The 22,643-nt window shown below is 70.6% G+C and carries 25 protein-coding genes; 10 read left to right on the top strand and 15 right to left on the bottom strand.

Annotated elements, in window-relative coordinates:
- Positions 1–51 precede the first annotated feature (51 nt).
- Both ACIOD2_RS16370 and ACIOD2_RS16365 read right to left on the bottom strand, forming a co-directional pair.
- On the bottom strand, positions 52–1,848 hold the full coding sequence (locus ACIOD2_RS16370; protein WP_400538602.1) for an acetyl/propionyl/methylcrotonyl-CoA carboxylase subunit alpha: 1,797 nt from the start codon (positions 1,846–1,848) through the stop codon (positions 52–54).
- Between the two features lie 106 nt (positions 1,849–1,954).
- A complete protein-coding gene (locus ACIOD2_RS16365) occupies positions 1,955–2,260 on the bottom strand; it encodes an SAV_915 family protein (RefSeq protein ID WP_392773848.1) in 306 nt (101 codons plus the stop codon).
- 92 nt (positions 2,261–2,352) lie between these two features.
- On the opposite strand from ACIOD2_RS16365, the gene ACIOD2_RS16360 reads away from it, so the two are divergent.
- The gene (locus ACIOD2_RS16360; protein WP_400538601.1) at positions 2,353–3,075 is read left to right on the top strand and encodes a hypothetical protein; all 723 of its coding nucleotides are present in this window, start codon (positions 2,353–2,355) and stop codon (positions 3,073–3,075) included.
- 62 nt (positions 3,076–3,137) lie between these two features.
- Here the strand turns inward: ACIOD2_RS16360 and ACIOD2_RS16355 are convergent, their stop codons facing one another.
- Positions 3,138–4,490 carry a dicarboxylate/amino acid:cation symporter gene (locus ACIOD2_RS16355; protein WP_400538600.1) on the bottom strand — a complete coding sequence of 451 codons (1,353 nt, stop codon included), beginning with the start codon at positions 4,488–4,490 and terminating at the stop codon, positions 3,138–3,140.
- Between the two features lie 99 nt (positions 4,491–4,589).
- Positions 4,590–5,219 carry a Maf family protein gene (locus tag ACIOD2_RS16350; protein ID WP_400538599.1) on the bottom strand — a complete coding sequence of 210 codons (630 nt, stop codon included), beginning with the start codon at positions 5,217–5,219 and terminating at the stop codon, positions 4,590–4,592.
- Between the two features lie 108 nt (positions 5,220–5,327).
- On the opposite strand from ACIOD2_RS16350, the gene ACIOD2_RS16345 reads away from it, so the two are divergent.
- A complete protein-coding gene (locus ACIOD2_RS16345) occupies positions 5,328–5,465 on the top strand; it encodes a hypothetical protein (RefSeq protein ID WP_400538598.1) in 138 nt (45 codons plus the stop codon).
- 73 nt (positions 5,466–5,538) lie between these two features.
- Here the strand turns inward: ACIOD2_RS16345 and ACIOD2_RS16340 are convergent, their stop codons facing one another.
- The gene (locus ACIOD2_RS16340) at positions 5,539–7,155 is read right to left on the bottom strand and encodes a DHA2 family efflux MFS transporter permease subunit (protein WP_400538597.1); all 1,617 of its coding nucleotides are present in this window, start codon (positions 7,153–7,155) and stop codon (positions 5,539–5,541) included.
- Positions 7,136–7,762: a PadR family transcriptional regulator gene (locus ACIOD2_RS16335; protein WP_400538596.1), complete on the bottom strand. Its 627-nt coding sequence runs from the start codon at positions 7,760–7,762 to the stop codon at positions 7,136–7,138. The genes ACIOD2_RS16340 and ACIOD2_RS16335 overlap by 20 nt, the downstream gene beginning before the upstream one ends.
- Positions 7,763–8,177: 415 nt before the next feature.
- Between ACIOD2_RS16335 and ACIOD2_RS16330 the strand changes: the two genes are divergently transcribed.
- The 3 genes from ACIOD2_RS16330 (at position 8,178) to ACIOD2_RS16320 (ending at position 11,046) form a co-directional block, all read left to right on the top strand.
- Positions 8,178–9,071 (top strand): LLM class flavin-dependent oxidoreductase, encoded by an 894-nt coding sequence (locus tag ACIOD2_RS16330; RefSeq protein WP_400538594.1) that lies wholly within the window; start codon positions 8,178–8,180, stop codon positions 9,069–9,071.
- Positions 9,072–9,080: 9 nt separating this feature from the next.
- Positions 9,081–9,521 carry a MarR family winged helix-turn-helix transcriptional regulator gene (locus tag ACIOD2_RS16325; RefSeq protein ID WP_400538593.1) on the top strand — a complete coding sequence of 147 codons (441 nt, stop codon included), beginning with the start codon at positions 9,081–9,083 and terminating at the stop codon, positions 9,519–9,521.
- A 142-nt stretch (positions 9,522–9,663) separates the two neighbouring features.
- A complete protein-coding gene (locus ACIOD2_RS16320; RefSeq protein WP_400538591.1) occupies positions 9,664–11,046 on the top strand; it encodes a hypothetical protein in 1,383 nt (460 codons plus the stop codon).
- Here the strand turns inward: ACIOD2_RS16320 and ACIOD2_RS16315 are convergent.
- Together ACIOD2_RS16315 and ACIOD2_RS16310 are read right to left on the bottom strand one after the other, a co-directional pair.
- On the bottom strand, positions 11,039–11,257 hold the full coding sequence (locus tag ACIOD2_RS16315) for an acyl-CoA carboxylase subunit epsilon (protein WP_400538589.1): 219 nt from the start codon (positions 11,255–11,257) through the stop codon (positions 11,039–11,041). The genes ACIOD2_RS16320 and ACIOD2_RS16315 overlap by 8 nt on opposite strands.
- On the bottom strand, positions 11,254–12,891 hold the full coding sequence (locus ACIOD2_RS16310; RefSeq protein WP_400538587.1) for an acyl-CoA carboxylase subunit beta: 1,638 nt from the start codon (positions 12,889–12,891) through the stop codon (positions 11,254–11,256). The genes ACIOD2_RS16315 and ACIOD2_RS16310 overlap by 4 nt, the downstream gene beginning before the upstream one ends.
- 55 nt (positions 12,892–12,946) lie before the next feature.
- Here ACIOD2_RS16310 and ACIOD2_RS16305 point away from each other — a divergent pair, with 55 nt between their 5' ends.
- Complete coding sequence (locus ACIOD2_RS16305; protein WP_400538585.1) at positions 12,947–13,741, top strand: GNAT family N-acetyltransferase; 795 nt, start codon at positions 12,947–12,949, stop codon at positions 13,739–13,741.
- A 1-nt stretch (position 13,742) separates the two neighbouring features.
- On the opposite strand, the gene ACIOD2_RS16300 is transcribed toward ACIOD2_RS16305, so the two are convergent.
- Genes ACIOD2_RS16300 through ACIOD2_RS16280 form a run of 5 tightly spaced genes read right to left on the bottom strand, consistent with a single transcriptional unit; the run spans position 13,743 to position 18,018 of the window.
- A complete protein-coding gene (locus ACIOD2_RS16300; protein ID WP_400538584.1) occupies positions 13,743–14,948 on the bottom strand; it encodes an FAD-dependent monooxygenase in 1,206 nt (401 codons plus the stop codon).
- A gap of 30 nt (positions 14,949–14,978) precedes the next feature.
- Positions 14,979–15,620, bottom strand: coding sequence for a response regulator (locus ACIOD2_RS16295; RefSeq protein WP_400538583.1), 642 nt, complete (start codon positions 15,618–15,620; stop codon positions 14,979–14,981).
- Positions 15,620–16,720, bottom strand: coding sequence for a sensor histidine kinase (locus tag ACIOD2_RS16290; RefSeq protein ID WP_400538581.1), 1,101 nt, complete (start codon positions 16,718–16,720; stop codon positions 15,620–15,622). Before ACIOD2_RS16290 ends, ACIOD2_RS16295 begins: the two co-directional genes overlap by 1 nt.
- 34 nt (positions 16,721–16,754) lie before the next feature.
- Positions 16,755–17,546 (bottom strand): SRPBCC family protein, encoded by a 792-nt coding sequence (locus tag ACIOD2_RS16285; protein WP_400538580.1) that lies wholly within the window; start codon positions 17,544–17,546, stop codon positions 16,755–16,757.
- A 55-nt stretch (positions 17,547–17,601) separates the two neighbouring features.
- Positions 17,602–18,018 carry a MarR family winged helix-turn-helix transcriptional regulator gene (locus tag ACIOD2_RS16280; RefSeq protein ID WP_400538579.1) on the bottom strand — a complete coding sequence of 139 codons (417 nt, stop codon included), beginning with the start codon at positions 18,016–18,018 and terminating at the stop codon, positions 17,602–17,604.
- 80 nt (positions 18,019–18,098) lie between these two features.
- Here ACIOD2_RS16280 and ACIOD2_RS16275 point away from each other — a divergent pair, with 80 nt between their 5' ends.
- Positions 18,099–18,662, top strand: a complete 564-nt coding sequence (locus tag ACIOD2_RS16275) for a flavodoxin family protein (RefSeq protein ID WP_400538577.1) — start codon at positions 18,099–18,101, stop codon at positions 18,660–18,662.
- Here ACIOD2_RS16275 and ACIOD2_RS16270 read toward each other — a convergent pair.
- Complete coding sequence (locus ACIOD2_RS16270) at positions 18,659–19,231, bottom strand: TetR/AcrR family transcriptional regulator (protein ID WP_400538575.1); 573 nt, start codon at positions 19,229–19,231, stop codon at positions 18,659–18,661. The two genes, ACIOD2_RS16275 and ACIOD2_RS16270, sit on opposite strands and share 4 nt — an antisense overlap.
- An 86-nt stretch (positions 19,232–19,317) precedes the next feature.
- On the opposite strand from ACIOD2_RS16270, the gene ACIOD2_RS16265 reads away from it, so the two are divergent.
- Positions 19,318–20,508 carry an FAD-dependent monooxygenase gene (locus ACIOD2_RS16265; protein WP_400538574.1) on the top strand — a complete coding sequence of 397 codons (1,191 nt, stop codon included), beginning with the start codon at positions 19,318–19,320 and terminating at the stop codon, positions 20,506–20,508.
- Here the strand turns inward: ACIOD2_RS16265 and ACIOD2_RS16260 are convergent.
- Positions 20,480–20,839 (bottom strand): winged helix-turn-helix transcriptional regulator, encoded by a 360-nt coding sequence (locus ACIOD2_RS16260; protein WP_400538573.1) that lies wholly within the window; start codon positions 20,837–20,839, stop codon positions 20,480–20,482. The genes ACIOD2_RS16265 and ACIOD2_RS16260 overlap by 29 nt on opposite strands.
- An 82-nt stretch (positions 20,840–20,921) precedes the next feature.
- On the opposite strand from ACIOD2_RS16260, the gene ACIOD2_RS16255 reads away from it, so the two are divergent.
- A complete protein-coding gene (locus ACIOD2_RS16255) occupies positions 20,922–21,779 on the top strand; it encodes an NAD(P)-dependent oxidoreductase (RefSeq protein WP_400538572.1) in 858 nt (285 codons plus the stop codon).
- Positions 21,776–22,525 carry an SDR family NAD(P)-dependent oxidoreductase gene (locus ACIOD2_RS16250; RefSeq protein WP_400538570.1) on the top strand — a complete coding sequence of 250 codons (750 nt, stop codon included), beginning with the start codon at positions 21,776–21,778 and terminating at the stop codon, positions 22,523–22,525. The genes ACIOD2_RS16255 and ACIOD2_RS16250 overlap by 4 nt, the downstream gene beginning before the upstream one ends.
- Positions 22,526–22,643: the final 118 nt, after the last annotated feature.

The raw sequence follows: 22,643 nt of genomic DNA, 5'->3' as shown, positions 1-22,643 counted from the left end.
ATGGTAGGCCGCCTCGGGGGCGGCCCACCACGACATCTGTAACGAACTGTCCTACTTGATCTCGAGAAGCTGCGTGCCCTGCGTCACGGCGGCGCCCACCTCGACCGAAAGTCCGGTGACGGTGCCCGCTTTGTGCGCGGTGACCGGGTTCTCCATCTTCATCGCCTCGAGGACGACGATGAGCTCGCCCGCCTCGACCGTCTGGCCCTCTTCGACGGCCACCTTGACGATGGTGCCCTGCATCGGAGCGGTGACGGCGTCACCACTGACCGCCGCCTTGCCGCCGCCGGCGCGCTTGCGCGGCTTGGCCTTGACGGCGGTGCCGCCGCCCCCGCCGCCGCCTTCGAGCGCGAACCCGCCGGGCAGCGACACCTCGAGGCGGCGCCCGCCGACCTCGACGACGACGTTCTGCCGGGGCTGCTCTTCGGCGGTCTCGACGTCCGGCGCGACGAACGGCTCGATCCGGTTGTCGAACTCGGTCTCGATCCAGCGTGTGTGCACGCTGAAGCCGTTTTCGTCGCCGATGAACGCCGGGTCGTCGACGATCACGCGGTCGAACGGCAGCACCGTGGCCATGCCCTCGACGACCATCTCGGCCAGTGCGCGACGACTGCGTTCCAGGGCGTTGTTCCGGTCCGAGCCGGTGACGATCAGCTTCGCCAGCATCGAGTCGAACTGGCCGCCGATGACGCTGCCGGACTCGACGCCGGAGTCAACGCGGACGCCGGGGCCGCTCGGCGCGAGGAACTTCGTCACCGTGCCCGGCGCGGGCAGGAAGCCGCGGCCGGCGTCCTCGCCGTTGATGCGGAACTCGATCGAGTGACCGCGGGGCTCGGGGTCCTCGGTGATCCGCAGCTTCTCGCCGCGCGCGATGCGGAACATCTCGCGGACGAGGTCGAGGCCGGTGGTCTCCTCGGAGACCGGGTGCTCGACCTGCAGGCGGGTGTTGACCTCGAGGAACGAGATCGTGCCGTCGGTGGCGACGAGGTACTCGACCGTGCCGGCGCCGTAGTAGCCGGCTTCCTTGCAGATCGCCTTCGCCGACTCGTGGATGCGGCGGCGCTGGTCGTCGGACAGGAACGGCGCGGGCGCCTCCTCGACGAGCTTCTGGTGCCGCCGCTGCAGCGAGCAGTCGCGGGTGCCGACGACGATCGCGTTGCCGTGCTGGTCGGCCAGCACCTGCGCCTCGACGTGACGCGGCTTGTCGAGGTAGCGCTCGACGAAGCACTCGCCGCGGCCGAACGCCGCGACGGCCTCGCGCGTGGCCGACTCGAACAGCTCCGGGATCTCTTCGCGGGTGCGCGCGACCTTGAGGCCACGGCCACCGCCGCCGAACGCGGCCTTGATGGCCACCGGCAGGCCGTGCTCGTCGGCGAACGCGACGATCTCGCTCGCGTCCTTGACCGGCTCCTTGGTGCCCGGCACCAGCGGCGCGCCCGCGCGGGTCGCGATGTGCCGCGCGGTGACCTTGTCGCCGAGGTCGCGGATGGCCTGCGGGCTCGGCCCGATCCAGGTCAGCCCGGCGTCGATGACGGCCTGGGCGAAGTCCGCGTTCTCCGAGAGGAAGCCGTAACCCGGGTGCACGGAGTCGGCGCCGGCGCGCTTCGCCGCGTCGAGCAGCTTGTCGGAGTCGAGGTAGCTCTCGGCCGCCGTGGTGCCGCCCAGCGCGAAGGCCTCGTCGGCCAGGCGCACGTGCGGTGCGTCCCGATCCGGATCGGCGTACACCGCCACGCTGGCCAGGCCAGCGTCCTTGGCGGCTCTGATCACGCGTACCGCGATCTCGCCCCGGTTGGCGACCAGGATCTTGGTCACCGGACCACCGGTGGATTCGCCGACCTGCTCGGCCACCCCGCACCTCCTGCGTCCCGACAGCTGCATTGCTGACCGCCTTCGCGGTACGGGGGAGTCTACGGACATGACGTCGGGAGTCTCTTGAGTGAGAGCTGAACCACGCTCAGACGAGCGTGCCGCCGTGCCGCAGCTCGGCGGGCAGCGGCGAATCGAGCACGATCACGTCGTACGGGTTCGCGGCGTGCACCTTCGGCAGGTGCTCGGTGCTGACCAGCACCCACGGCTGGTGCTCGCCGCAGCAGTCGATCAGCCGGTCGAGCGCGGTGAAGGCGACCAGCGCGGTCCGGCCGTCCGGCGTGCGGCGCAGCTCGATCGACGCGCCTTCGGCTTCGCGGCTGGCGGGGCCGGTCGGGAGGTACAGAGCGGGGGGCAGGCTGGGGTTCGTCACCCGGACAACATAAACGAGCACTCTGCGCTACCCGCGACCCCGTCCGGTTGAACCGGACACACCTGCCGGGGCGCTGCCCACGCACGGTCGCGAAGCGGCTTACGCTCTGTCTTATGCGGACTTCGGCAGTGCGGACGCCTCGGTCGGCGCTGCTCACCGCCGTGCTGGCCGCGGTGGTCACGCTCGGCGCGATCGGCGCGGTGTTCCTGCTGCGCCCGCGCCCCGACGTGCCGGTGGACACGGTCACCCAGCCCGGTGCCGCCTCGGCGGTCCCGGCCGTGACCTGCGGCGGCGGCCCGTGCCGCCAGCTCGCGGCGATGACCGTCGGCGGGACGCCGGTGGTGCTGCTGACCGACGCGTCGGGCGGGGAGGGGCAGGTGCGCGTCGGCCCGGAGCCGGGCACGGTGTTCGACCTGTCGATCGCGCAGCTGGGCGCCCGGCTCGACGCGAACTCGCTGACCTGCATCGACGGCGCGTCGCCGACGTGCCTGATCCGCGGTGACCTCGGTGACGAGGGCACGGGCGCGTACGGCGAACTGCTGGTCAACGGCGGGGGAGTGTGGCGCGACCCGGGCAAGCCGTACTTCGCGGACGCCGGGACGCTCTCGCTCTACGACGTCACGGCCGACGGCCGCCCGGACGTCATCGTGGTCCGCCACGACTGCCCCGGCGCGGCGTCGGGCACGGCCAAGTGCCAGGCCTCGCCGGTGCTGGGCGAGGTCTACGACCTGGCAGGCAACTCGCTGGGCTGCACCCGCCGGGTGACGGCGCCGTCGGACCTGCGCGGCTGGCCGGACGTCCGCCTCACCCGCGCCGACCTGCGCGCCTGCCCCTGAAACGCCGTGAAGGCCACCTTGAGGGACTCAGAGTCCCTCAAGGTGGCCTTCACGGACTTGGGTCAGGCGTGGGCGGGTTCCGCCTGGCGGGCGGTGGTGCCGTCGTCGCTGTGCTCCGGGTTGTCCGTCGGGGCGTTGAGGACGTCGTCGTCGAGGAGGCCCTCGCCGCGCGCCACGATCAGCGGCACCGTGATCTGGCCGGCGACGTTCGTGGCCGTCCGCATCATGTCCATGATCGGGTTGACCGAGTAGATCAGCGCCAGGCCGATGGCCACCTGCTTGGCGTCGAGGCCGATGAACGACGTCGTCAGCGTGAACGCCGTCAGCCAGCCGGTGGTGCCGGCCGTCGCCAGCGCGCCGACCACCGCGACCACGACGATGCCCGCGTACTGCCAGAAGTTGAGCGACACCCCGGCCAGGTTCGCGACGAAGATCGCCGCGATCGCCGGGAAGACCGCCGCGCAGCCGTCCATCTTCGTGGCGCTGCCCAGCGGCGTCGCGAAGGCCGCGTACGCCGGCTGGACGCCGAGGTTCACCGCGGACTGGCGGGTCAGCGGCAGCGTCGCGGCCGAAGACTGCGAAGCGAACGCGAACTGGATCGCCGTGCCCGCCTTCGCGAAGAACTTCAGCGGGCTGACCTTCGCGACGAACTGCAGCAGGATCGGGTAGACGACGAACAGCACGAGCAGGCAGCCGACGTAGACCGCGAGCGTCGTCGAGAACAGCGGGCGGAACAGCGCGTCGCCGTAGTTGGACACCGCCGCGCCGATCAGGCCGATGATGCCGAGCGGGGCGAGCCGCACGATCCAGCCGAGGTAGCGCTGGATGATCTCGAAGACGCTCGTCGTGAAGTCCACGAACGGCTTCGCGCGGTCACCCAGGCTGTAGGCGGCGGCGCCGATCACCAGCGCCAGGAACAGCACCTGCAGCGTCTCGCCGTCGGCGAAGGCCTTGAAGAAGTTCTCCGGCAGCAGGCCCTTGACGAACGCGTCCCACGAGCCCCAGCTGCTGACGCTCTTCGCCGCCTTGTCGGCGTTCTTGGCCGTCGCCTCGACGCCGCCGAGCCCGCCGGAGCCGGGGTCGAAGATCCGGCCGACCGCGATGCCGATCAGCGACGCGATGAACGACGTGATCGCGAACCACAGCACCGTCTTGCCGCCCAGGCGTGCGGCGGTGCGGCCGCCGCCGAGCCCGCGCAGGCTGTTGATGCCGACCACGATCGCTGTGAAGACCAGCGGGATCACCGCGATCTGCAGCAGTGTCGTGAAGATACTGCCGATCTGGTCGAGGAGATCGGTCAGCCAGCCGGCCTCGGTCTGCCGTGCGACGACGCCCAGGAGGGCGCCGACGACGAGCGAGCCGAGAACCGCGGCCGCGAACACCCGCGGCCTGGTGTATGTCCGTACGAAAGACACGGGGCGACTCCGGTGCTCGAAAGTTTCAGTCTTGCCAGGTGAAGACGACGTCAGGCAGGACCGAACTCTTCCAAATCACCCCATCGTGTGGTGCGCTTCTCAGGATGCGGGAGGCTTCCAGAGATCCACGACACTCACGCCGACCTCGGCCAGCAGGCGGCGCGTCAGCGGCAGGCTGAGGCCGATGACGCTCGTGTGGTCGCCGTCGAGGCCCTCGATGAACCAGCCGCCCAGGCCGTCGATCGTGAACCCGCCGGCCACCCGCAGCGGCTCGCCGGTGCCGACGTAGGCGTCGATCTCCGCGGGGGTCGGCGTGCCGAACCGGACGGTCGTCGACATCGAGCCGGACGTCTCCTTGGAGCGCGCGCCGCCGTCGAGCCGGACGACCGTGTGCCCGGTGAAGAGTTCACCGGTTGTCCCCGCCATCGCGGCCCAGCGCTGCCGCGCGGTGTCCGGATCGCCGGGCTTCCCGACCATGTCGCCGTGGATGTGCAGCATCGAGTCGCAGGCGACGACGACGGCGTCCGGGTGGGCCGCGGCGACCTGGTCGAGGACCGCCTCGGCCTTGGCCGCGGCGAGCGCCATCACCAGTTCGGCGGGGGACGGGTCGGCCAGCGAGGCGGCGACGGCGTCTTCGTCGACGCCGGAAACGAACACGGCCGGGTCGAGGCCGGCGGAGCGCAGGAGGGCGAGCCGGGCGGGGGACTGGGAGGCGAGGACGAAATGCACCCCGGGAACGTACCGGGAGGCCCGTCGTGACCGAATTGTGACCGGCACCACATGCCTGGAAGAGTTATTTTGTTGTGGCTCGCAACATATGGCGCGGAGGTGGTTCTCGTGACCGTGCGCGTGACGGACTCGACCGCGACGTCGTGGTCGACGTGGTGGGCGAAACGCCGGACACCGAAGGCCCGGGCCGCGGCTCGCCCGTCGCCCGGTACGGCACCCGTGGCCTCGCCTCCCGCGGCGAGCTGAAGACCACCGCTCCCGCGGTACGTGCAGGCCCCCGCTCCGGAACCCGACCTCCGGAACGGGGGCCTGCACGGTCTCAGGCCGCGGCCGCCTCGGGGGCCGCCGGCGCCGGGGATTCCCAGCGGGGCTTGACCTTCCGCAGCATCGCCGCCGAGATCACGCCCAGCAGCAGGACGACCATCGGCAGCAGCATCGTCACCCGGGCCGCGTCCGTGAGTCCATTGTGGACGGCCTCGGTGGCCAGCCGCCCGGCCTGGGCGGCGACGTCGGCCGGCAGGCCCGGCATCGGCGACGGCCCACCGGCCGAGCCGAACTCACCCGTGCTCGCCGCGGCCTTCGCGATGCCCTCGGCGAACGGCGCCCGGTACTGCTCCGGCAGCTGCGAAGCCGCCTTCGTGGCTTCGTCCGAGATCGACGCCGTCACCCGCGCCTGCAGGAGGACGCCGATCGCGGCACTGCCGAGCACGCCGCCGACCTGGCGGGAGGTGTTGAAGATGCCCGACGCCGTGCCGGCCAGCCGCGGCTCGACCGAGCCCATCGTCATGTTGCTCATCGGCGAGAAGATGCAGCCGATGCCCAGGCCGCACAGGAGAAGCGCCGGGATGAAGCTCCACGGGCTGCTGTCCGGTGACGCCTGCAGCGCGATGACCCCCAGCCCGGCCGCGAGCGCGGCGAGGCCGAACATCACCAGGTACTTGCCGTTGACCTTGTCCGACGCGCGCCCGACGAACGGCGCCACGATCCCGGACAGCAGCGACATCGGCGCGGTCAGCAGGCCGGCCATGGTCGGGGTCAGCCCGAGCACCGACTGGATGTAGATGACCAGCGGCAGGAACATGCCGGTCATCGCGAACCCGACCGTCGTCGCGGTCAGCGTCCCGGCCGAGAAGTTCCGGTTCGAGAACACCTGCAGCGGCAGCAGGGGTTCCCGCTTGTTGAACCGTTGCCACGCCACGAAAGCCACCAGCAGCAGCACGCCCGCGCCGATGATCTCGAACACGGTGATCCCAGCCCAGACCGTGCCCCAGTCGTACTGCTGGCCGTTCTGGACGCCGAACACGATGGCCAGCAGCGCCAGGCTCGACAGCACGATCCCGATCACGTCGAAGGCGTGCGAGTGCTTGGGCTGCCAGTCCGGCACGAGCAGCAGCGTCAGGACGATGGCGATCACGCCGATCGGCACGTTGACGAAGAAGATCCACTCCCAGCCGAGGTGATCCACCAGCACACCGCCGAGCAGCGGGCCCGCGATCGTCGCCAGGCCGGCGACGCCGCCCCACATGCCCATCGCCGGGCCGCGCTTGGCCGGCGGGAACAGGTGCGTGATGAACGCCAGCGTCTGCGGGGTCATCAGCGCGGCGCCGAGCCCCTGCACGGCACGCGCGGCGATGAGCATCTCGACGTTGCCGGACAGGCCGCACCACAGGGACGCGCCGGTGAACACGACCAGCCCGGCGAGGAACACGCGCTTCGGGCCGAAGCGGTCGCCGAGGCGGCTGGTGAACAGCATCGGCACGGCGTAGGTGAGCAGGTAGACGCTGATCACCCAGACGACCGAGTTCAGTCCGGCGTTCAGCTCGCGCAGCATGGTCGGGATCGCGATCGACACGATGGTCGTGTCGAGCAGGATCATGAAGAAGCCGAGGCACAGCGCGCTGAGCGCCGCCCACGGGTTAGCTTGTCTTGCGTTCATCGTCGTCTTCCCTGATGATGAGCGTGAGGTGCGGTGGGTCGCACTCCTGGAACGGGATCCGCCCGGAGCGCAGGTCTTCGTGGAGCCGCTCGGTCCACTCGAGCTCGAACTTGCGGTGGTCGCAGCTGTAGCGCCAGTCCAGCCAGTAGATCTCCGGCGTCTTGTCCTCGGTGAGGCGCTGCAGCACCGCCTGGTCGGCGGCGACCGCGGCGCGCAGCCGCATGAGCCGGTTCTCGATCTCGACGAGTGACGTCTCGCGTCCCAGCTCGTCGATCACGGCCAGCCCGGACAGGTAGGCCGGGAACTCCTGGGCGACGTCGCCGAGCAGTTCGCGGCCGCGCTGGTTGAACACGTCCAGCCCGGTCTGCGTCATGCCGTAGACGGTCCGTTCGGGCCGCCTGCCGTCGCGCTGCGTGTCGACGACCTCGATGTAGTTGTCGCGCTGCAGGCGTTCCACGGTGTGGTAGAGCGAGCCCGCCTTCACGTTGACGCGGGTGCTCACGTACCGCTCGCGCATGAGCTGGGCCATCTCGTAGGGGTGCATGGGCTTCTCGTGGAGCAGCTCCAGCACGGCGAGGCCGAGTGGGGTCAGCTTGGCCGAAGCCATGGTCGTTGGTCCCTCCGAGTGACTCCGGGTCGTTTATTCCACGTGGACTATACGGCGCAGACTATGTTCGGTCCACGCCGATTTCTGTGACCGTGCGTACACAGCGCGAAAGCCGTGAGGGGCACCTTCAGGGATCCAGCGTCCCTGAAGGTGCCCCTCACGGCTTCTCTCAGAAGGGCCAGTCGGCGCAGTGGAACGCCCGCGTGGCGGAACGCCCGCTTGGCGAAGGTGCGCTCGTTGACGACCTGGCGGCCCGGCTCGTCGAGACCCGCGCCGCTCAGGTTCGCCTCGGCGTGCAGTCGACGCGGGAGCCGGGCGGTCCACTGTGGCCTCCACTGGTGGCTTCTGGCCTGTAGTTCGTGATAAGAACTATGTATGGTCGGTTCGTAGCACGAACTAACAACTGGGAGGAACTATGGTGCTCTTCGGCATCGGTGGCTCGACGGCGGTGGCCTCGGCGGCCGGCACCCTGCGGCAGGCCGTCCTGGCCGACCGCGGTGGGCTCGACCTGTTCAGCGTGTCCGATCACCCCTACTACGCCGACCGCCTCGACGCCTACGCCGAGATCGGGGTCGTTCTCGGGCGGACCGAACGGATTTCCGGTCTGGTCAGCGTCACCAACCTGCCGACGCGGCCCGCGCCGATGCTCGCGCGCACCGTCACTTCGCTGTCGTCGCTCAGCGGTGGCCGGATCGTGCTCGGGATGGGCGTCGGCGGGCTGTGGGACGACATCGCTCGGCTCGGCTTCGAGAAGCTCACGCCCGGTGCGGCCGTGCGCGCGTTCGAAGAGGGGATCCGGCTCGTCAAACAGCTCGGTGGTGGCGGGGAGCCGGTGACCTTCGACGGCGAGTTCTACCAGGTCACCGCGTTGCACCCGGCCGAGGCGCGGATCCCGCCGGTGTGGACGGGCTCGGTCGGGCCGAAGTCCCTCGCCGTCACCGGCCGCGTCGCCGACGGCTGGATGCCCGGCCGTGCCGCGGATTGGCTCAGCGAGCGCTACCGGACGTCGAGGCCGGTGATCGACGAAGCCGCGGCAACAGCCGGGCGTGACCCCGCGGACGTCGTCACCGTCTACAACTTCCCCGGGCGCATCACCGAAGAGCCGCTGCCGAAGACTCGCGACGACGACGGACGCTGGATCGGCGGCTCGCCGGAGCAGTGGATCGAAGAGCTGACCGGTGCGGTGCTGGACCACGACGCGCACGGGTTCGTGCTCTTCGGCCCCGGTGGCCGCCCGCCCGCCGACGGCGACGTCTCGCGCTGGGCCGAAGAGATCGCGCCGGCCGTGCGCGAGGCCGTCGCGAAGTAGGGTGGCCTGATGGAGGCTCTCGGTGTGGTGGCCGGTCTGGTGCGGTCGTCGTTCCTCGTGAACGCCGTCTACACCGAGTCGGCCCGCGAGTACGGGCTCACCGTGCAGCAGGGGCAGCTGTTGTGCGTGCTGATGGCGCAGCCGTACGGCATGGGCGAGCTCGGTGCGACGCTCGGCCTCGAGAAGTCCAGCCTCACCGGCCTGGTCGACCGCGCGGTCCGGCGCGGGCTGGTGCGCCGCGAGCCCGTCCCGGACGACCGCCGCGCGGTGCAGGTGGTCCTGACCGGCGAAGGACGCGAACTGGCGGAGGACTTCTACGGGGCGACGTGCCGCCGGGTCGAAGAACTCGCGAGTGGCCTGCCGCCGGCCGATCGCGATCGGCTGGCGACGTTGCTGGGGCGCGTGGTCGAGGACAACGAGGTCCCGACCGTCTTCCTCGACGCACTCTGATCCCGACTTTCGTCGGGCCGTGGCGGGGGTACGTTGCCGGAAGTTCACCGGCTGGTTCCGCTTTCCGCCGGGAGGACCACTTCTTCGCTCGTCACAGTGATGTCGCCAGGTCCCCATCGCCGACCCGTCGCCGAGGAGCACCATGAAGCGCCTCATTCCGCTCGCTGTCGCCACGCTCGCTGCCGGGTTGCTCGCCGCTCCCGCGCACGCCGCCGTCACCCACCGGATCCTCTTCGACAACACCAAAGCCGAGACCGCCGGCAACGCCGACTGGATCGTCGGCACCTCGCAGCCCGACCCGGCCGGGCAGAACTCCGCGCCACAGAAGGAAACCGACTGGACCGGCGCGCTCTCGGCGTGGGGTGTCGCGCTGCAGAAGACCGGGCAGTACAGCCTGAAGACACTGCCCTCGGGCAACACCATCACCTACGGCACGTCGAACGCGCTGGACCTCAAGAACTTCGACGAATTCGTGCTGCCGGAGCCGAACGTCGTGCTGAGCGCCGCCGAAAAGACGGCGATCATGAAGTTCGTGCAGAACGGCGGTGGCCTGTTCCTGATCTCGGACCACACCGGCAGCGACCGCAACAACGACGGCTGGGACTCGCCGAAGATCATCAACGATCTGCTGACGAACAACGGCGTCGACAACACCGACCCGTTCGGCTTTTCGGTCGACCTGAAGAACGTCGCCAGCGACCACCCGGTGGCCATCACCGACTCGTCGAACCCCGTGCTCAACGGCTCGTTCGGCGCGGTCAAGAAGAGCCTGATCGCCAACGGCACCACGTTCACCCTCAAGCCCGCCGACAACCCGAACGTCAAGGGACTGGCCTACCTGAGCACGTCGTCACCGGGGAACAGCAACGCCTTCTTCGTGACGAGCACCTTCGGCTCGGGCCGCGTCGCGATCTGGGGTGACAGCTCGACCATCGACGACGGCACCGGTCAGTCCGGCAACACGCTCTACAACGGCTGGTCCGACTCCACGGCCAACAACGCGGCCCTCGGCCTCAACGCGACGGCGTGGCTCGCGGGCAGCGGGACGACCACCCCGCCGCCGGCCGGCTGCACCGCCGGGCAGCTGCTGGCCAACCCGGGCTTCGAGTCCGGCACCACCGGCTGGACGGCGTCGTCGAGCGTCATCGGCCAGCACAGCACCGACGCGCCCGCCCGCAGCGGATCCTGGAGCGCCTGGCTCGACGGTTACGGCACCGCCCACACGGACACCCTCAGCCAGACGGTCACGCTGCCGACCGGCTGCTCGTCGTACACGTTCTCGTTCTGGCTCAACATCAATACCGCGGAAACGGGCACGACGGCGTACGACAAGTTGACCGTCAAGGCGGGCAGCACGACGCTGGCGACGTACAGCAACCTCAACGCGGCCGGCGGGTACCAGCAGCGCAGCTTCTCGCTGTCCGCCTTCGCGGGTCAGTCCGTGACGCTCGCCTTCAGCGGCGTCGAAGGCTCGCAGCTGCAGACGTCGTTCGTCGTGGACGACACGGCGCTCAACGTCAGCTAGGCAAGCCCGACGCGCGCCAAGCACCATCGCCGGGGTGGTGCGGCCGACGCAGGGAAGCTGCGTGGTCGCCCCACCACGACGTACGCGGCTTCGGCTTCTCCGGCGCCTTCGCGGCCGACGCCGCGGCGACGACCGCCGTCAGCGCCGCCACCTCGGCGTCGCTCGGGTTGCCCCGGACCACCCGCAGCAGAGGCTTGCTTTCCTCGCTCACAGCGGGATGTTCCCGTGCTTCTTGGGCGGCAGCGACTCACGTTTGTTGCGCAGCAGCGACAACGCCCGCGCCACGTGCCCGCGGGTGTGCGCCGGCACGATCACCGAGTCGACGTAACCACGCTCGGCCGCCGCGTACGGGTTGAGCAGCGTGTCCTCGTACTGCTCGATCAGCTCCGCGCGCAGGGCGTCGACGTCCTTACCCTCGTTCGCCGCGTTGGCCAGTGTCTTGCGGTGCACGATGTTCGCCGCGCCCTGGGCGCCCATCACCGCGACCTGCGCGGTCGGCCAGGCGAGGTTGATGTCGGCGCCGAGGTGCTTGGAGCCCATGACGTCGTACGCGCCGCCGAACGCCTTGCGCGTGATGATCGTGACCAGCGGGACCGTGGCCTCCGCGTAGGCGTAGATCAGCTTCGCGCCGCGGCGGATGATGCCGTTCCACTCCTGCTCGGTGCCCGGGAGGAAGCCCGGGACGTCGACGAAGGTGAGCACCGGGATGTTGAACGCGTCGCAGGTGCGGACGAACCGCGCGGCCTTCTCGGACGCGTCGATGTCGAGGCAGCCGGCGAACTGCGTCGGCTGGTTCGCCACGACGCCGACGCTCTGGCCGTCGACGCGGCCGAAGCCGACGATGATGTTCGGCGCGAACAGCTCGTGGACCTCGAGGAACTCACCGTCGTCGACGACGCGGTTGATCACCTCGTGCATGTCGTACGGCGTGTTCGGCGAGTCCGGGATGAGCGTGTCGAGCTCGCGGTCGGTGTCGGTGACGTCGTCGAAGAACCCGGCCGGCGCGTCCGATGCTTCGAACACCGGCGCGTCCGACAGGTTGTTCTGCGGCAGGTAGGCGAGCAGTTCCTTGACGTAGGCGATCGCGTCCTCGTCGTCGGAACCGAGGTAGTGCGCGACACCGGACTTCGTGTTGTGGGTGCGGCCGCCGCCGAGCTCCTCGAAGGTGACGTCCTCACCGGTGACCGTCTTGACGACGTCCGGGCCGGTGATGAACATCTGCGACGTCTCGTCGACCATCACGACGAAATCGGTCAGCGCGGGGGAGTAGACGTGCCCACCCGCGTTCGCGCCCATGATCAGCGAGATCTGCGGGATGACGCCGGAGGCCTGCACGTTGCGGCGGAAGATCTCGCCGTAGAGGCCGAGCGAGACGACACCCTCCTGGATGCGCGCGCCACCGCCCTCGTTGATGCCGACGATCGGGCGGCCGGTCTTGATCGCCAGGTCCATCACCTTGACGATCTTCTCGCCGTACACCTCGCCGAGGCTGCCGCCGAAGATCGTCACGTCCTGGCTGAACACGCACACCGGACGGCCGTCGACGGTCCCGTAACCGGTGACGACGCCGTCGCCGTACGGCCGGTTCTTCTCCTGGCCGAAGTTGGTCGAGCGGTGCCGGGCCAGCTCGTCGAGCTCCACGAACGAGTTCTCGTCCAGCAGCAGCTCGATGCGCTCGCGCGCGGTCTTCTTGCCCTTCGCGTGCTGCTTCTCCACCGCGCGGGCCGAGCCCGCGTGCACCGCCTCGTCGTACCGGCGGTACAGGTCGGCCAGCTTGCCGGCCGTGGTGTGGATGTCCGGTTCATCCTCGGGCGGCGTCCCGAGCGGCTCCGTCGCACTGCTCATGCCACGGGAGCTTAGCTACTTGCCGGTCACTTCGCGTGTGGCGTAGGCAACGTCCATGACCTTCCCGCCGATCCGGCTCCTGGGCCCCGCCGACCTGCCCGCCTGCTCCGACCTGGGCGAATCCCGTGACTGGCCGCGCGAGCCGCCCAAGTGGCGGCTGCTGCACGAGGTCGGGCGGGTGTTCGGAGTGGACGCTCCGGACGGCGCGGGCCTGGCCGCGGCCGCCGTCCTGGTGTCCTTCGATGGTGTGGCGTCGATCTCGATGGTGCTGGTCGCGCCCCGGTTCGAACGGCGCGGCCTGGGCCAGGCGATCACCGCGCAAGCGCTTGCGGCGGCAGGCGACCGGGTGGTGTGGCTCCACGCGTCGAAGTCCGGCAAGCCGCTGTACGAGTCGATGGGTTTCCAGGTCGACGGCGGTTGCCAGGGCCACGCCGGCACCTTCCTCGACGACGGCGGCCCGGGTGCCTCGCCGGGCTCGTTGTCCGACGTCTTCGCGCTGGACCTGCGTGCTCAGGGCGTGGACCGGCGGCCGCTGCTGGAGCGCCTGGGGACGCCGTTCGTGGTCGACGGCGGGTTCGCGTTCGGCTTCGACATCGGCCACGTGACGGTGATCGGCCCGGTCGTCGCGACCGCCGAGGAGCAGGCCAAGGCGCTGATCCGCGGGGTCGCGCGGGCGGCGTCCGGCGAGGTGCGGGTGGACCCGGACTACCGCTTCCCCGCGTTGACGGCGTGGGTGCGCGAGCGCGGCCTGGTCCCGTCCGCGCCCGCGCCCCGGCTGGTCCTCGGCGGCCGCGCGCTCCCCGGCGACACGTCGATGAGGTTCGCCCCGTTCACCCGGGCGGTGGGCTGACCTACGACGCGGCCGCCGGGATCGGGTACTCCGGCAGCGTGATCGCCTCGGCCGGCGGCGACATGTACTTGCCGGCCAACCCCGAGACGCGGCCGAGCAGCGGCGACGCGGCCACCCGCACCGCGGTCCGGAACGCGGCGAGCTGCAGCCGGCTGCGGGGGTGGGCGATCTTCGGCGCCCCGGGCGGGAGCTGCTGCGCCTTCGTGACCAGCGGGCGCAGCACCTGCTCGTAGCGGGCGAAGGCGTCGCGCGGATCGTCGTGGCCGGCGAGCTCCCCGGCCAGGACGTAGGCGCCGGCCAGGGCCAGGGTCGTGCCCATGCCGCTGACCGGGGACGCGCAGTGCGCGGCGTCACCGAGCAGCGCGACCCGGCCGCGGCTCCACGTGCCGAGCTTCGCCTGCCCGATGTCCTCGAAGTACAGGGAGCCGTTGTCCAGCTCGGCGAGCACCCGCGGGGCCACCCAGCCGACGTCGGCGAAGGTCGCCCGCAGGACCGCGACGACGTCGTCGCGGCCGAGCCGGTCCAGGCCGCGCACATCGGAGATGAAGCCCAGCGACGCCTGGGTGGTGCCGAGGTTGTCCGGGCGCAGCGAGAGCGTCCGCCCGCGCCCGCAGGCCAGCACGCGCCACCGGTCGGTGTCGTCGCCGGTGCGCGGGATCGCGAGGAAAGCGTTGTACAGGCCCAGTTCGTGGATCTGCGCGTCGGGCATGATCAGCGCGCGGCTGCGTGAGCGCAGGCCCTCGGCGAGGACGACCGCGTCGAACCGGCGGCTCGAACCCCGCTGGAACTCGACGTCCACGCCGGCGCCGTCGTCGTGCAGCGCGGTGATCTGGTCGCCGAAGACGTACTCGGCGCCGTCTTTCGAGTTCTCGTAGAGGATCTTGGCGAACTGGCCGCGCAGGATCTCCAGCTCGGCGGTGCCGCCGGAGGTGTCGTCGGTGCCGCCCGCGAAGGTGGCGATCGCGCGCCCGTGCTCGTCGACGAACTCCGTGCCGGTCTCCCCGGTGTGCGCGGCGCGCACGGCGTCCTCCAGGCCCATCCGGCGGACGACCTGGCGCCCGACCCCGCGGACGTCGATGTTCTGGCCCTGCTCACGCACATGGTCGAACCGCTCGACGACGGTCACCTCCCAGCCCGCGCGGGAAAGCCACGAAGCCAGGGTGGGACCGGCGATGCTGGCACCGGAAATCAGGATGCTGCGACTCAAGGTGTACCTCCCTTGAACCCACCGTAGCCGTTAGCCGGCGCGCACGAGCCCTGACTCGTAGGCCGCGATCACCAGCTGGGCCCGATCGCGCGCCGCGAGTTTGTGCAGCAAGCGGCCGATGTGGGTCTTCACCGTCGCGATGCCCAGGTGCAGCCGCTCGGCGATCTCGTCGTTCGACAGCCCGCGCGCGATCAGCGTCAGCACCTCCTGCTCGCGGGCGGTCACGCCGTCCAGCCGTGTCACGGGACCCGACGGCAGGCGCGCGAACTCCGACACCAGGCGGCGGGTCACCGACGGCGCCAGCAGCGCGTCGCCGTTCGCGATCACCTCGATCGCCGCCAGCAGGTCCGCCGGGCGGGTGTCCTTGAGCAGGAACCCGCTCGCGCCCGCGCGCAGGGCCGCGTAGACGTACTCGTCGAGGTCGAACGTCGTCAGCATCAGCACACGCACGTCGGTTTCGGCGCAGATGCGGCGGGTCGCCTCGATGCCGTCCATCTCGGGCATCCGGACGTCCATCAGCACGACGTCCGGCTTCTCCCGGCGGGTCAGCGTGACCGCCTCGACGCCGTCGGACGCCTCGCCGACCACCTCGAGGCCCGGCGCGCTGTCCACCAGCACGCGGAAACTGCCGCGCAGCAACGCCTGGTCGTCGGCGATGAGGACACGCGTCATCACGCCACCGCCGTCTCGTAGGGCAGGCGGGCGAAGACGCGGAAGCCGTCCTGGGCCGGTCCCGCGCTGAACTCGCCGCCGTAGACGGCCACGCGCTCGCGCATCCCGATCAGGCCGTGGCCCGGTTCCGCGGTGCCGCCGCGGCCGTCGTCGAGCACTTCGATGCGCACCTCGCCGCCCCCGCCGGTGACGCGGATCCGGCACGTCGCCGCGCCCGCGTGCTTGAGCACGTTGGTCAGTGCCTCCTGCACGATCCGGTACACCGACTGCCCGACGCCGTTCGGCAGCTCGTCGAGGCCGTCGACGACCAGGTCGACGGCCGGGCCCGCCTGCTGCGCGCGGTCGGCGAGGGCACGCAGGTCGGCGAGCGTCGGGGCGGGCGCCAGCGCCGGGACGCCGGTGCCGTCCCGCAGCACCCCCAGCATCCGCCGCAGCTCGGCCAGCGTCTCGCGGCTGGTCTCTTCGATGACACGCAAGGCTTCCCGCGCCTCGCCGGGCTGGTCGAGGGCGACGTGGTTGCCGACGGCCGCCTTCACCGCGATCAGGCTCATGCTGTGCGCGACGACGTCGTGCATCTCGCGGGCGATCCGCAGGCGTTCCGCCGAAACCGCTTGCTGCGCATGGCTTTCCCGCTCGGTCACGGCGTGTTCGCGCCGGGCGCGCACGGTGAGGCCGAGCGCGTACCCGACGATCAGCGCGGTGGCGCTGAAGTTCACCGTCGTGGACGCGTTCGGGTTCGGCACCGAGAAGGCCAGCACCCCCAGCTCGACCAGGCCCGCGGCGAACCCGAGCCGGACGATCCGGCTGTCCTGCCGGATCACGACGACGTAGAGCGCGCACCCCGCGGCCACCACGGCGACACCGAACACCGGCCCGCCGATCGGGACGGCGGCCGCGGCGAGCACCAGGCTGAGCACGTAGCTGCCCAGCGGCCACCACCGCCGGAGCACGATCGGCAGCACACTGGCCAGGAGGATCGTCCAGCCGAGCCAGCCGGGAAGCCACGGCGGCAGCGCCCACGCGCCGGCGGCCAGGTTGCCGCCCGCGCCGAAAGCCAGCACGACGGCCGCCAGCACGTCGAGCACCACGCGGATTCGCATGAACCGAACGTAATGCGGACTGACGTGCCGCGCGTCAGACCTGGGTCGGACGCTCCGCGTAGTGCTTGCGCACGGCCTCGACGCGGTCGGCCGTCCAGTCCGGCAGCTCGACGCCGTGGGTGGCGGCGAACAGCTTGTCGAGCTGCTCGTGCCGCCGGGTCAGCTGCGCGGCGACGTCCTCTTCGGGGGCCTCGGTGAACTCGACGCGGGTGCCTTCGAGCGGGTCCTGGAGCACGTGCCAGCCGGGCTCGTCGGGCAGCAGCGCCCGGACTTCGTCGACGGGCTTCCAGACGAGGTCGCGGCGGAAGCGGATGGTGCCGTCTTCGAGGACCTCGCCGTCGTCGAGGCCGAATTCCGCCACGTAGGACGCCATCCCGGCGTGCCAGTTCTCCGGCGGCTCGTGCGTCTCGCCGGACAGGCGCGCGTCGAGGGTGTCGAGGCAGACGTCCCAGCCGGTCGCGGTGCGGCCCGCGGCGAGTTTCGCGATCGCCGGGTCGCCGCGGCCGAAGGTGTGCGTGAACTCCAGCAGGCTGCCGTCACCGTCGGGGGAGATCAGCCAGCGCAGGGTGTCGTCGTTCCAGGCGAACGTGAACTCGCGCGGCGGGTCGACGGTGAGCACCCGGCCGGTCGTGGAGTCGTCCGCGCCGGGGAAGGTGAAGCGGATCTCGCCGCCGTCACGCAGGTCGACGTCGACCGCCGCCGGGAACCAGTGCGCGAGCTCGGCCGGGTCGGTGATGGCGTGCCAGACCTTCTCCGGCGCGTGCTTCAAGCGGCGTTCGTGCCTGAGCACCGGGCGATCGTCGACGGTCAGCAGCTTCGCGGGCACGGCGTCCTCCTGTAGGTTGCCTGTGCCGGTATATAACCACTGCGGAATATGAGGGTCAAGGGCCGCGGACGACGGCGACCGCGGGGGCCAGCTCCGGGTCGCTCGCGGCCTTGTCGAGCGCGGTGCGCAGGACGTCGCGGTAGGTGGGCTCGGTCTCGGTGTAGCGCTCGCGGCCGGCGTCGGTGATCACCGAGTAGACGCCGCGGCGGTCGTCTTCGCACAGGTCGCGGACGGTCAGCCCGGCGTCTTCGAGGCGCGCGCACATCCGGCTGACCGAGCTCTGGTTGAGCCCGATCGCCTCGGCGAGCTCCTGCATCCGCAGCTCGCCCTTCGGGTGCGCGGCCAGCTTGCCGAGCGCGCGGTACTCGGACAGGCCGAGCCCGTGGCGGCGGTGCAGCGCCTTGCCCAGCTCCTGCTCGATGCGGGCGTGCAGCACGAGCACGCGGCCCCAGGCCTGTTCGTCGACGGTCATCTCGCGACCTCCTCTTGACTTCAGGATACCTGCAGGAGCAGTCTTTATATGTACATGCAAGTAACTGGAGGGGATGGACCATGAGCGACCGCAGCTTCCTGTTCCTGGTCGGCGCCGCACGGGCCGGGGGCAACACGGAGATGCTGGCCCGGCGGGCCGCGAAGGAGCTGCCGCAGGACGCGGACCAGCGCTGGATCCGGCTGCCCGAGGTGCCGCTGGCGCCGTTCGAAGACCGCCGTCACGGTGCCGGTGAGCACCCCGCGCCGGGTGAGAACGAACAGCTGCTGATGGACGCGACGTTCGCCGCGACCGACATCGTGATCGCGTCGCCGGTGTACTGGTACTCGGTCGCGGCGAGCGTGAAGCTGTACCTGGACTACTGGTCCGGCTGGATGCGCCTGCCGGTGGAGTTCAAGCCGCGGATGGCGGGCAAGACGCTGTGGGGCGTGAGCGTCCTGAGCGAGACGGCGCGCGAGGCCCAGCCGCTGATCGGCACCCTCGAACTGTGCGCGGAGTACCTGAGCATGAACTGGGGCGGGGTCCTGCTGGGCAACGGCAGCCGCCCGGGTGACGTCCTGCTCGACGACTCGGCGATGGCGGCCGCGTCGACGTTCCTCACCGGCGCGGACCTGGTGCGCGCCTAAGCCAGCACGTCCTTCGCGAGCAGGCGCAGGCCGTGGATCAGGTCGGCGCCCGACGGCGCGTGGTCCGGGTCGGCGAGCCACTGCAGCACCACGCCCGAAAGCAGGGCCTGGTGCACGGTGCCGACGGCCCGGGCCTCGGCGCTGCCGTCGTCGAGGCCCTGGAACAGGTTCGCCAGCCCGAAGCGGGCCAGCTCGAGCGCCTTCGCCAGCTGCGCGCGGACGGCCGGGTCGAGATCCGGCTGGGTGTAGGCCTCGAACGTCATCGCCCACATCCGCTGGTGCGCGGGTACCGACTCGATCACCCGCTGCCAGATCAGCGCGAAGCGCTCGGCCGGCGTCGCGTCCGGCGGCGTCTCGACCTGCAATGTCTTGGCCAGCGTCTCGCCCCACTCCTCGTTCGCCTCGATCAGCGCGGTGTTGAGCAGCGCCTCCCGTGAGCCGAAGTGGTAACCGATCGCGGCCATGCTGACGTTCGCCGCCGAGGCCAGGTCGCGCACGGTCGTGCGGGCGTAGCCCTTTTCGTTGAGACAGCGCTTCGCACCCGCCAGCAGTGCTTCCTTGTTGCCCATGCCCTGAGATTAGCACGAACGTCTTAGGCAATCGATTGAGGCGAACGCCTTGCGCGATCGCCCAAATCGGGGTTACCGTTCTCGGCATGCAGAACAGACGAGTCCTCATCTCCGGCGCCAGCGTCGCCGGTCCCGCCCTGGCCTTCTGGCTCCGCCGCCACGGCTTCACGCCGACCGTGATCGAGCGCGCGCCGTCACTCCGGGAGGGCGGCTACGCCGTCGACTTCCGCGGCGCGTCCCTGCGCGTCCTCGACCGGATGGGCCTGCTCGGCCAGGTCGAAGCCGCGGCGACCGGCATGGGCGAGGTGTCCTATGTGGACGCCGACGACCGGACCCTGGTCGTCACGCCGCCGACGTTCCAGAGCGGCGAGCTCGAGATCCTGCGCGGCGACCTCTCGCGCATCCTGTACGACGCCACGAAGGACGACGTCGAGTACGTCTTCGGCGACTCGATCACCGGGGTCACCGAGCACGGCGCGGGCGTCACGGTCACCTTCGAACGTGGCGAGCCGCGCGAGTTCGACCTGGTCGTCGGGGCCGACGGGCTGCACTCGAACGTGCGCTCCCTGGTCTTCGGCGACGAGTCCTGGTACCGCCGCGACCTCGGTTACTACGTCTCGATCTTCACCGTGCCGAACCACCTGGGCCTCGACCACGTCGGCCGGTTCTACAACGAGCCGAACCGCACCATCGGCGTCTACAGCGCCCGCGACAACGCGGAAGCGAAAGCCTTGTTCTGGTTCGGTTCCGAGCCGCTCGCCTACGACCACCGTGACGTCGAGCAGCAGCGCGGGATCGTCGAGGAGGCCTTCGCGGACACGGGCTGGGAGACGCCGGCGCTGCTCCGGCAGATGCGCGAGGCGCCGGACTTCTACTTCGACTCGGCGAGCCAGATCAAGCTCGACACGTACTCGAACGGCCGTGTCGCGCTGGTCGGCGACGCCGCGTACTGCGCCGCGCCGCTTTCGGGCATGGGCACGAGCCTGGCGATCGTCGGCGCGTACGTGCTGGCGGGCGAGCTCGCGGCGGCCGGCGGCGACCACACGAGCGCGTTCACCACCTACCACGACGAGATGCGCGAGTTCGTCGCCGTGTGCCAGAAACTGGGGGAGGGCAACGGGAAGTGGTTCGTGCCGCCGACCCGCGCGTGGATCCGGATGCGCAACCTCAACCTGCGGCTGCTGCCGCACCTGCCGTGGCGCAAGGTGATCGAGCAGCTGCCGCTCAAGGCCGGCAACGCGATCACGCTCAAGGAGTATGCGAAGGTGCCGGCGTGACACCCCGGCGCTGCGCGATGCCGGCCATGTTCTCCTCGCCCCAGTCGCCCAGGGGCAGCAACGCGGTGTTCAGCCGCTGACCCAGGTCGGTCAGCGAGTACTCGACCTTCGGCGGGACCTCGTGGAACACCTCGCGGTGCACGACTTCGTCCGCCTCCAGCTCCCGCAGCGCCTGGATCAGCATCTTCTCGCTGATCCCCGCCACCTTGCGCCGCAGCTCGCCGAACCGCAGCGGCTCGGCGTGCAGCGCCCACAGGATCAGGGCTTTCCAGCGGCCGCCGACGACGTCGATCGCGGCGTCCAGCCCGCACCGGTAGCTTCGGGTCAGCATGCAGGATCCTTACGTTTTGGTGGGTACCTGACTATTTAGTCGGTACTTGTCCAGTGTAAAGCGGTTCAGCAGCATGATGCCCATGGCTTCAACGGGAGAAAACAAGAAGGTCGGCGTGCTCGGCCTGGGGCGGATGGGCACCGCCCTCGCCGGGGCGCTGCTGGGGGCGGGCCACGACGTCGTGGTGTGGAACCGGTCGCCGCTCAAGGCCGGCCCGCTGCTCGACCGCGGCGCGCGTCTCGCGGCCACCCCCGCGGAGGTGGCCGAGGCCGGCGTCGTGCTCAGCTGTCTGTCCACATACGACACTCAACAGCCGGTACTGGACGAAATGACGCCGTCCGTATTGGTGAATCTCACGTCCGGCACGCCGGAGCAGGCCCGCGGCGTCGCGAAATGGGCGGCCTCGCGGGGAATCGACTACGTGGACGGCGTGATCATGGCCGTCCCGCAGGGCATCGGCACACCGGGCGCCCGGATCCTCTACGGCGGCTCGGCCACGGCGTTCGCCGCGCAGCGAGACGTACTGGAAGTGCTGGGGGAGCCGGTGTTCCTCGGCGAGGACGCCGGGCTCGCGGCGCTGTACGACCTGGCGTTGCTCGGCATCATGTGGTCGACGATGAGTGGTTACCTGCACGCGCTCGCGCTGGTCGGCACCGAGGGCGTCCCGCCGGAGCGGTTCACGCCGATGGCGCTGTCGTGGCTTTCGGCGGTCGGCGGGTTCCTGCCGGGCATCGGCGCGCAGGTGGCGAGCGGCGAGTACACGACGGACGTCTCGGCTCTCGACATCAACGCGGCGGGGCTGAAGCTGTTGGTCGAGACGAGTCGCGAGCAGGGGATCAGCACGGCGGTGCCGGCGCCGCTGGCGGAGTTGTTCGGCCGAGCGGTCGCGGCGGGCCACGGCGCCCACGCGATCGCCAGCGTCATCGAGGAGATCCGGTGAAGTACGCGGGAAAGAAGGCCGTCGTCACGGGCGGCACGCACGGCATGGGCCTGGCGGTGGTCCGAGCCCTGTTGGACGGTGGCGCGGAAGTCCTGCTGACCGGCCGCGACGTCGCGCCACTGCAAGGAAAGCTGCCCGGCAAGGCGCACCTGCTGTCGTCGGACGCGGCCAGCCTGTCCGACATCGACACCCTGGGCGCAGCCGCCGCGGAGACGCTCGGCGAGCTGGACCTGGTGTTCGTCAACGTCGGTTTCGCGACACTCACACCGTATGAAACGGCGACACCGGAGGTCTACGACCGCACGTTCGACGTCAACACCAAGGGCGCGTACTTCACGGCCCAGCGCTTGGCGGGCTTGGTGCAGCCTGGCGGTTCGTTCGTGTTCACGACGTCGGTCGCGGCCGAAGCGGGAATCGCGGGCATGGGCCCGTATTCCGCGGCGAAGGCAGCGGTCCGGTCGTTCGCCCGGACGTACGCGGCCGAGCTGGCCCCGCGCGGAATCCGGGTGAACGTGGTCAGCCCGGGCTACACGGACACCCCGACGATGGGCGTGACGGGCGTCCCCTCCGCCGTTTTGGCTGTCTTCAAGACAACCGGCGACGAGGTGACCCCGTTGAAGCGCCACGCAACCTCGGAGGAGGTGGCGACAGCGGTGCTGTTCCTGGCCTTCGACGCGACGTTCACGACGGGCGCGGACCTCCCGGTGGACGGCGGCCTGGGGCAGCGCCTGACATTGCCCGCGTAGTTCCGTGAGGGGCACCCTCGTGGCGCCTAAGTCCATGAGGGTGCCCCTCACGGCTCGTCATGTCCTGGGGGTGCCCCTCACGGCTTAGCGCCATGGGGGTGCCCCTCATGGAGAGGAC

Origin of the sequence: Amycolatopsis sp. NPDC088138 (assembly GCF_044741685.1) — a bacterium.
Classification (GTDB): Bacteria; Actinomycetota; Actinomycetes; order Mycobacteriales; family Pseudonocardiaceae; genus Amycolatopsis.
Note: the sequence above shows the minus strand (reverse complement) of the source record. Positions and strands in the feature narration are given on the sequence as shown.

Bases quoted from the DNA above. Each gene is read 5' to 3' on its own strand.
- ACIOD2_RS16275 (WP_400538577.1), top strand. From the start codon at position 18,099: ATGAGCGACCGCAGCTTCCTGTTCCTGGTCGGCGCCGCACGGGCCGGG.
- ACIOD2_RS16295 (WP_400538583.1), bottom strand. From the start codon at position 15,620: ATGACGCGTGTCCTCATCGCCGACGACCAGGCGTTGCTGCGCGGCAGT.
- ACIOD2_RS16310 (WP_400538587.1), bottom strand. From the start codon at position 12,891: ATGAGCAGTGCGACGGAGCCGCTCGGGACGCCGCCCGAGGATGAACCG.
- ACIOD2_RS16255 (WP_400538572.1), top strand. From the start codon at position 20,922: ATGGCTTCAACGGGAGAAAACAAGAAGGTCGGCGTGCTCGGCCTGGGG.
- ACIOD2_RS16320 (WP_400538591.1), top strand. From the start codon at position 9,664: ATGAAGCGCCTCATTCCGCTCGCTGTCGCCACGCTCGCTGCCGGGTTG.
- ACIOD2_RS16330 (WP_400538594.1), top strand. From the start codon at position 8,178: ATGGTGCTCTTCGGCATCGGTGGCTCGACGGCGGTGGCCTCGGCGGCC.
- ACIOD2_RS16340 (WP_400538597.1), bottom strand. From the start codon at position 7,155: ATGAACGCAAGACAAGCTAACCCGTGGGCGGCGCTCAGCGCGCTGTGC.
- ACIOD2_RS16335 (WP_400538596.1), bottom strand. From the start codon at position 7,762: ATGGCTTCGGCCAAGCTGACCCCACTCGGCCTCGCCGTGCTGGAGCTG.
- ACIOD2_RS16260 (WP_400538573.1), bottom strand. From the start codon at position 20,839: ATGCTGACCCGAAGCTACCGGTGCGGGCTGGACGCCGCGATCGACGTC.
- ACIOD2_RS16265 (WP_400538574.1), top strand. From the start codon at position 19,318: ATGCAGAACAGACGAGTCCTCATCTCCGGCGCCAGCGTCGCCGGTCCC.
- ACIOD2_RS16280 (WP_400538579.1), bottom strand. From the start codon at position 18,018: ATGACCGTCGACGAACAGGCCTGGGGCCGCGTGCTCGTGCTGCACGCC.
- ACIOD2_RS16325 (WP_400538593.1), top strand. From the start codon at position 9,081: ATGGAGGCTCTCGGTGTGGTGGCCGGTCTGGTGCGGTCGTCGTTCCTC.
- ACIOD2_RS16360 (WP_400538601.1), top strand. From the start codon at position 2,353: ATGCGGACTTCGGCAGTGCGGACGCCTCGGTCGGCGCTGCTCACCGCC.
- ACIOD2_RS16270 (WP_400538575.1), bottom strand. From the start codon at position 19,231: ATGGGCAACAAGGAAGCACTGCTGGCGGGTGCGAAGCGCTGTCTCAAC.
- ACIOD2_RS16290 (WP_400538581.1), bottom strand. From the start codon at position 16,720: ATGCGAATCCGCGTGGTGCTCGACGTGCTGGCGGCCGTCGTGCTGGCT.
- ACIOD2_RS16305 (WP_400538585.1), top strand. From the start codon at position 12,947: ATGACCTTCCCGCCGATCCGGCTCCTGGGCCCCGCCGACCTGCCCGCC.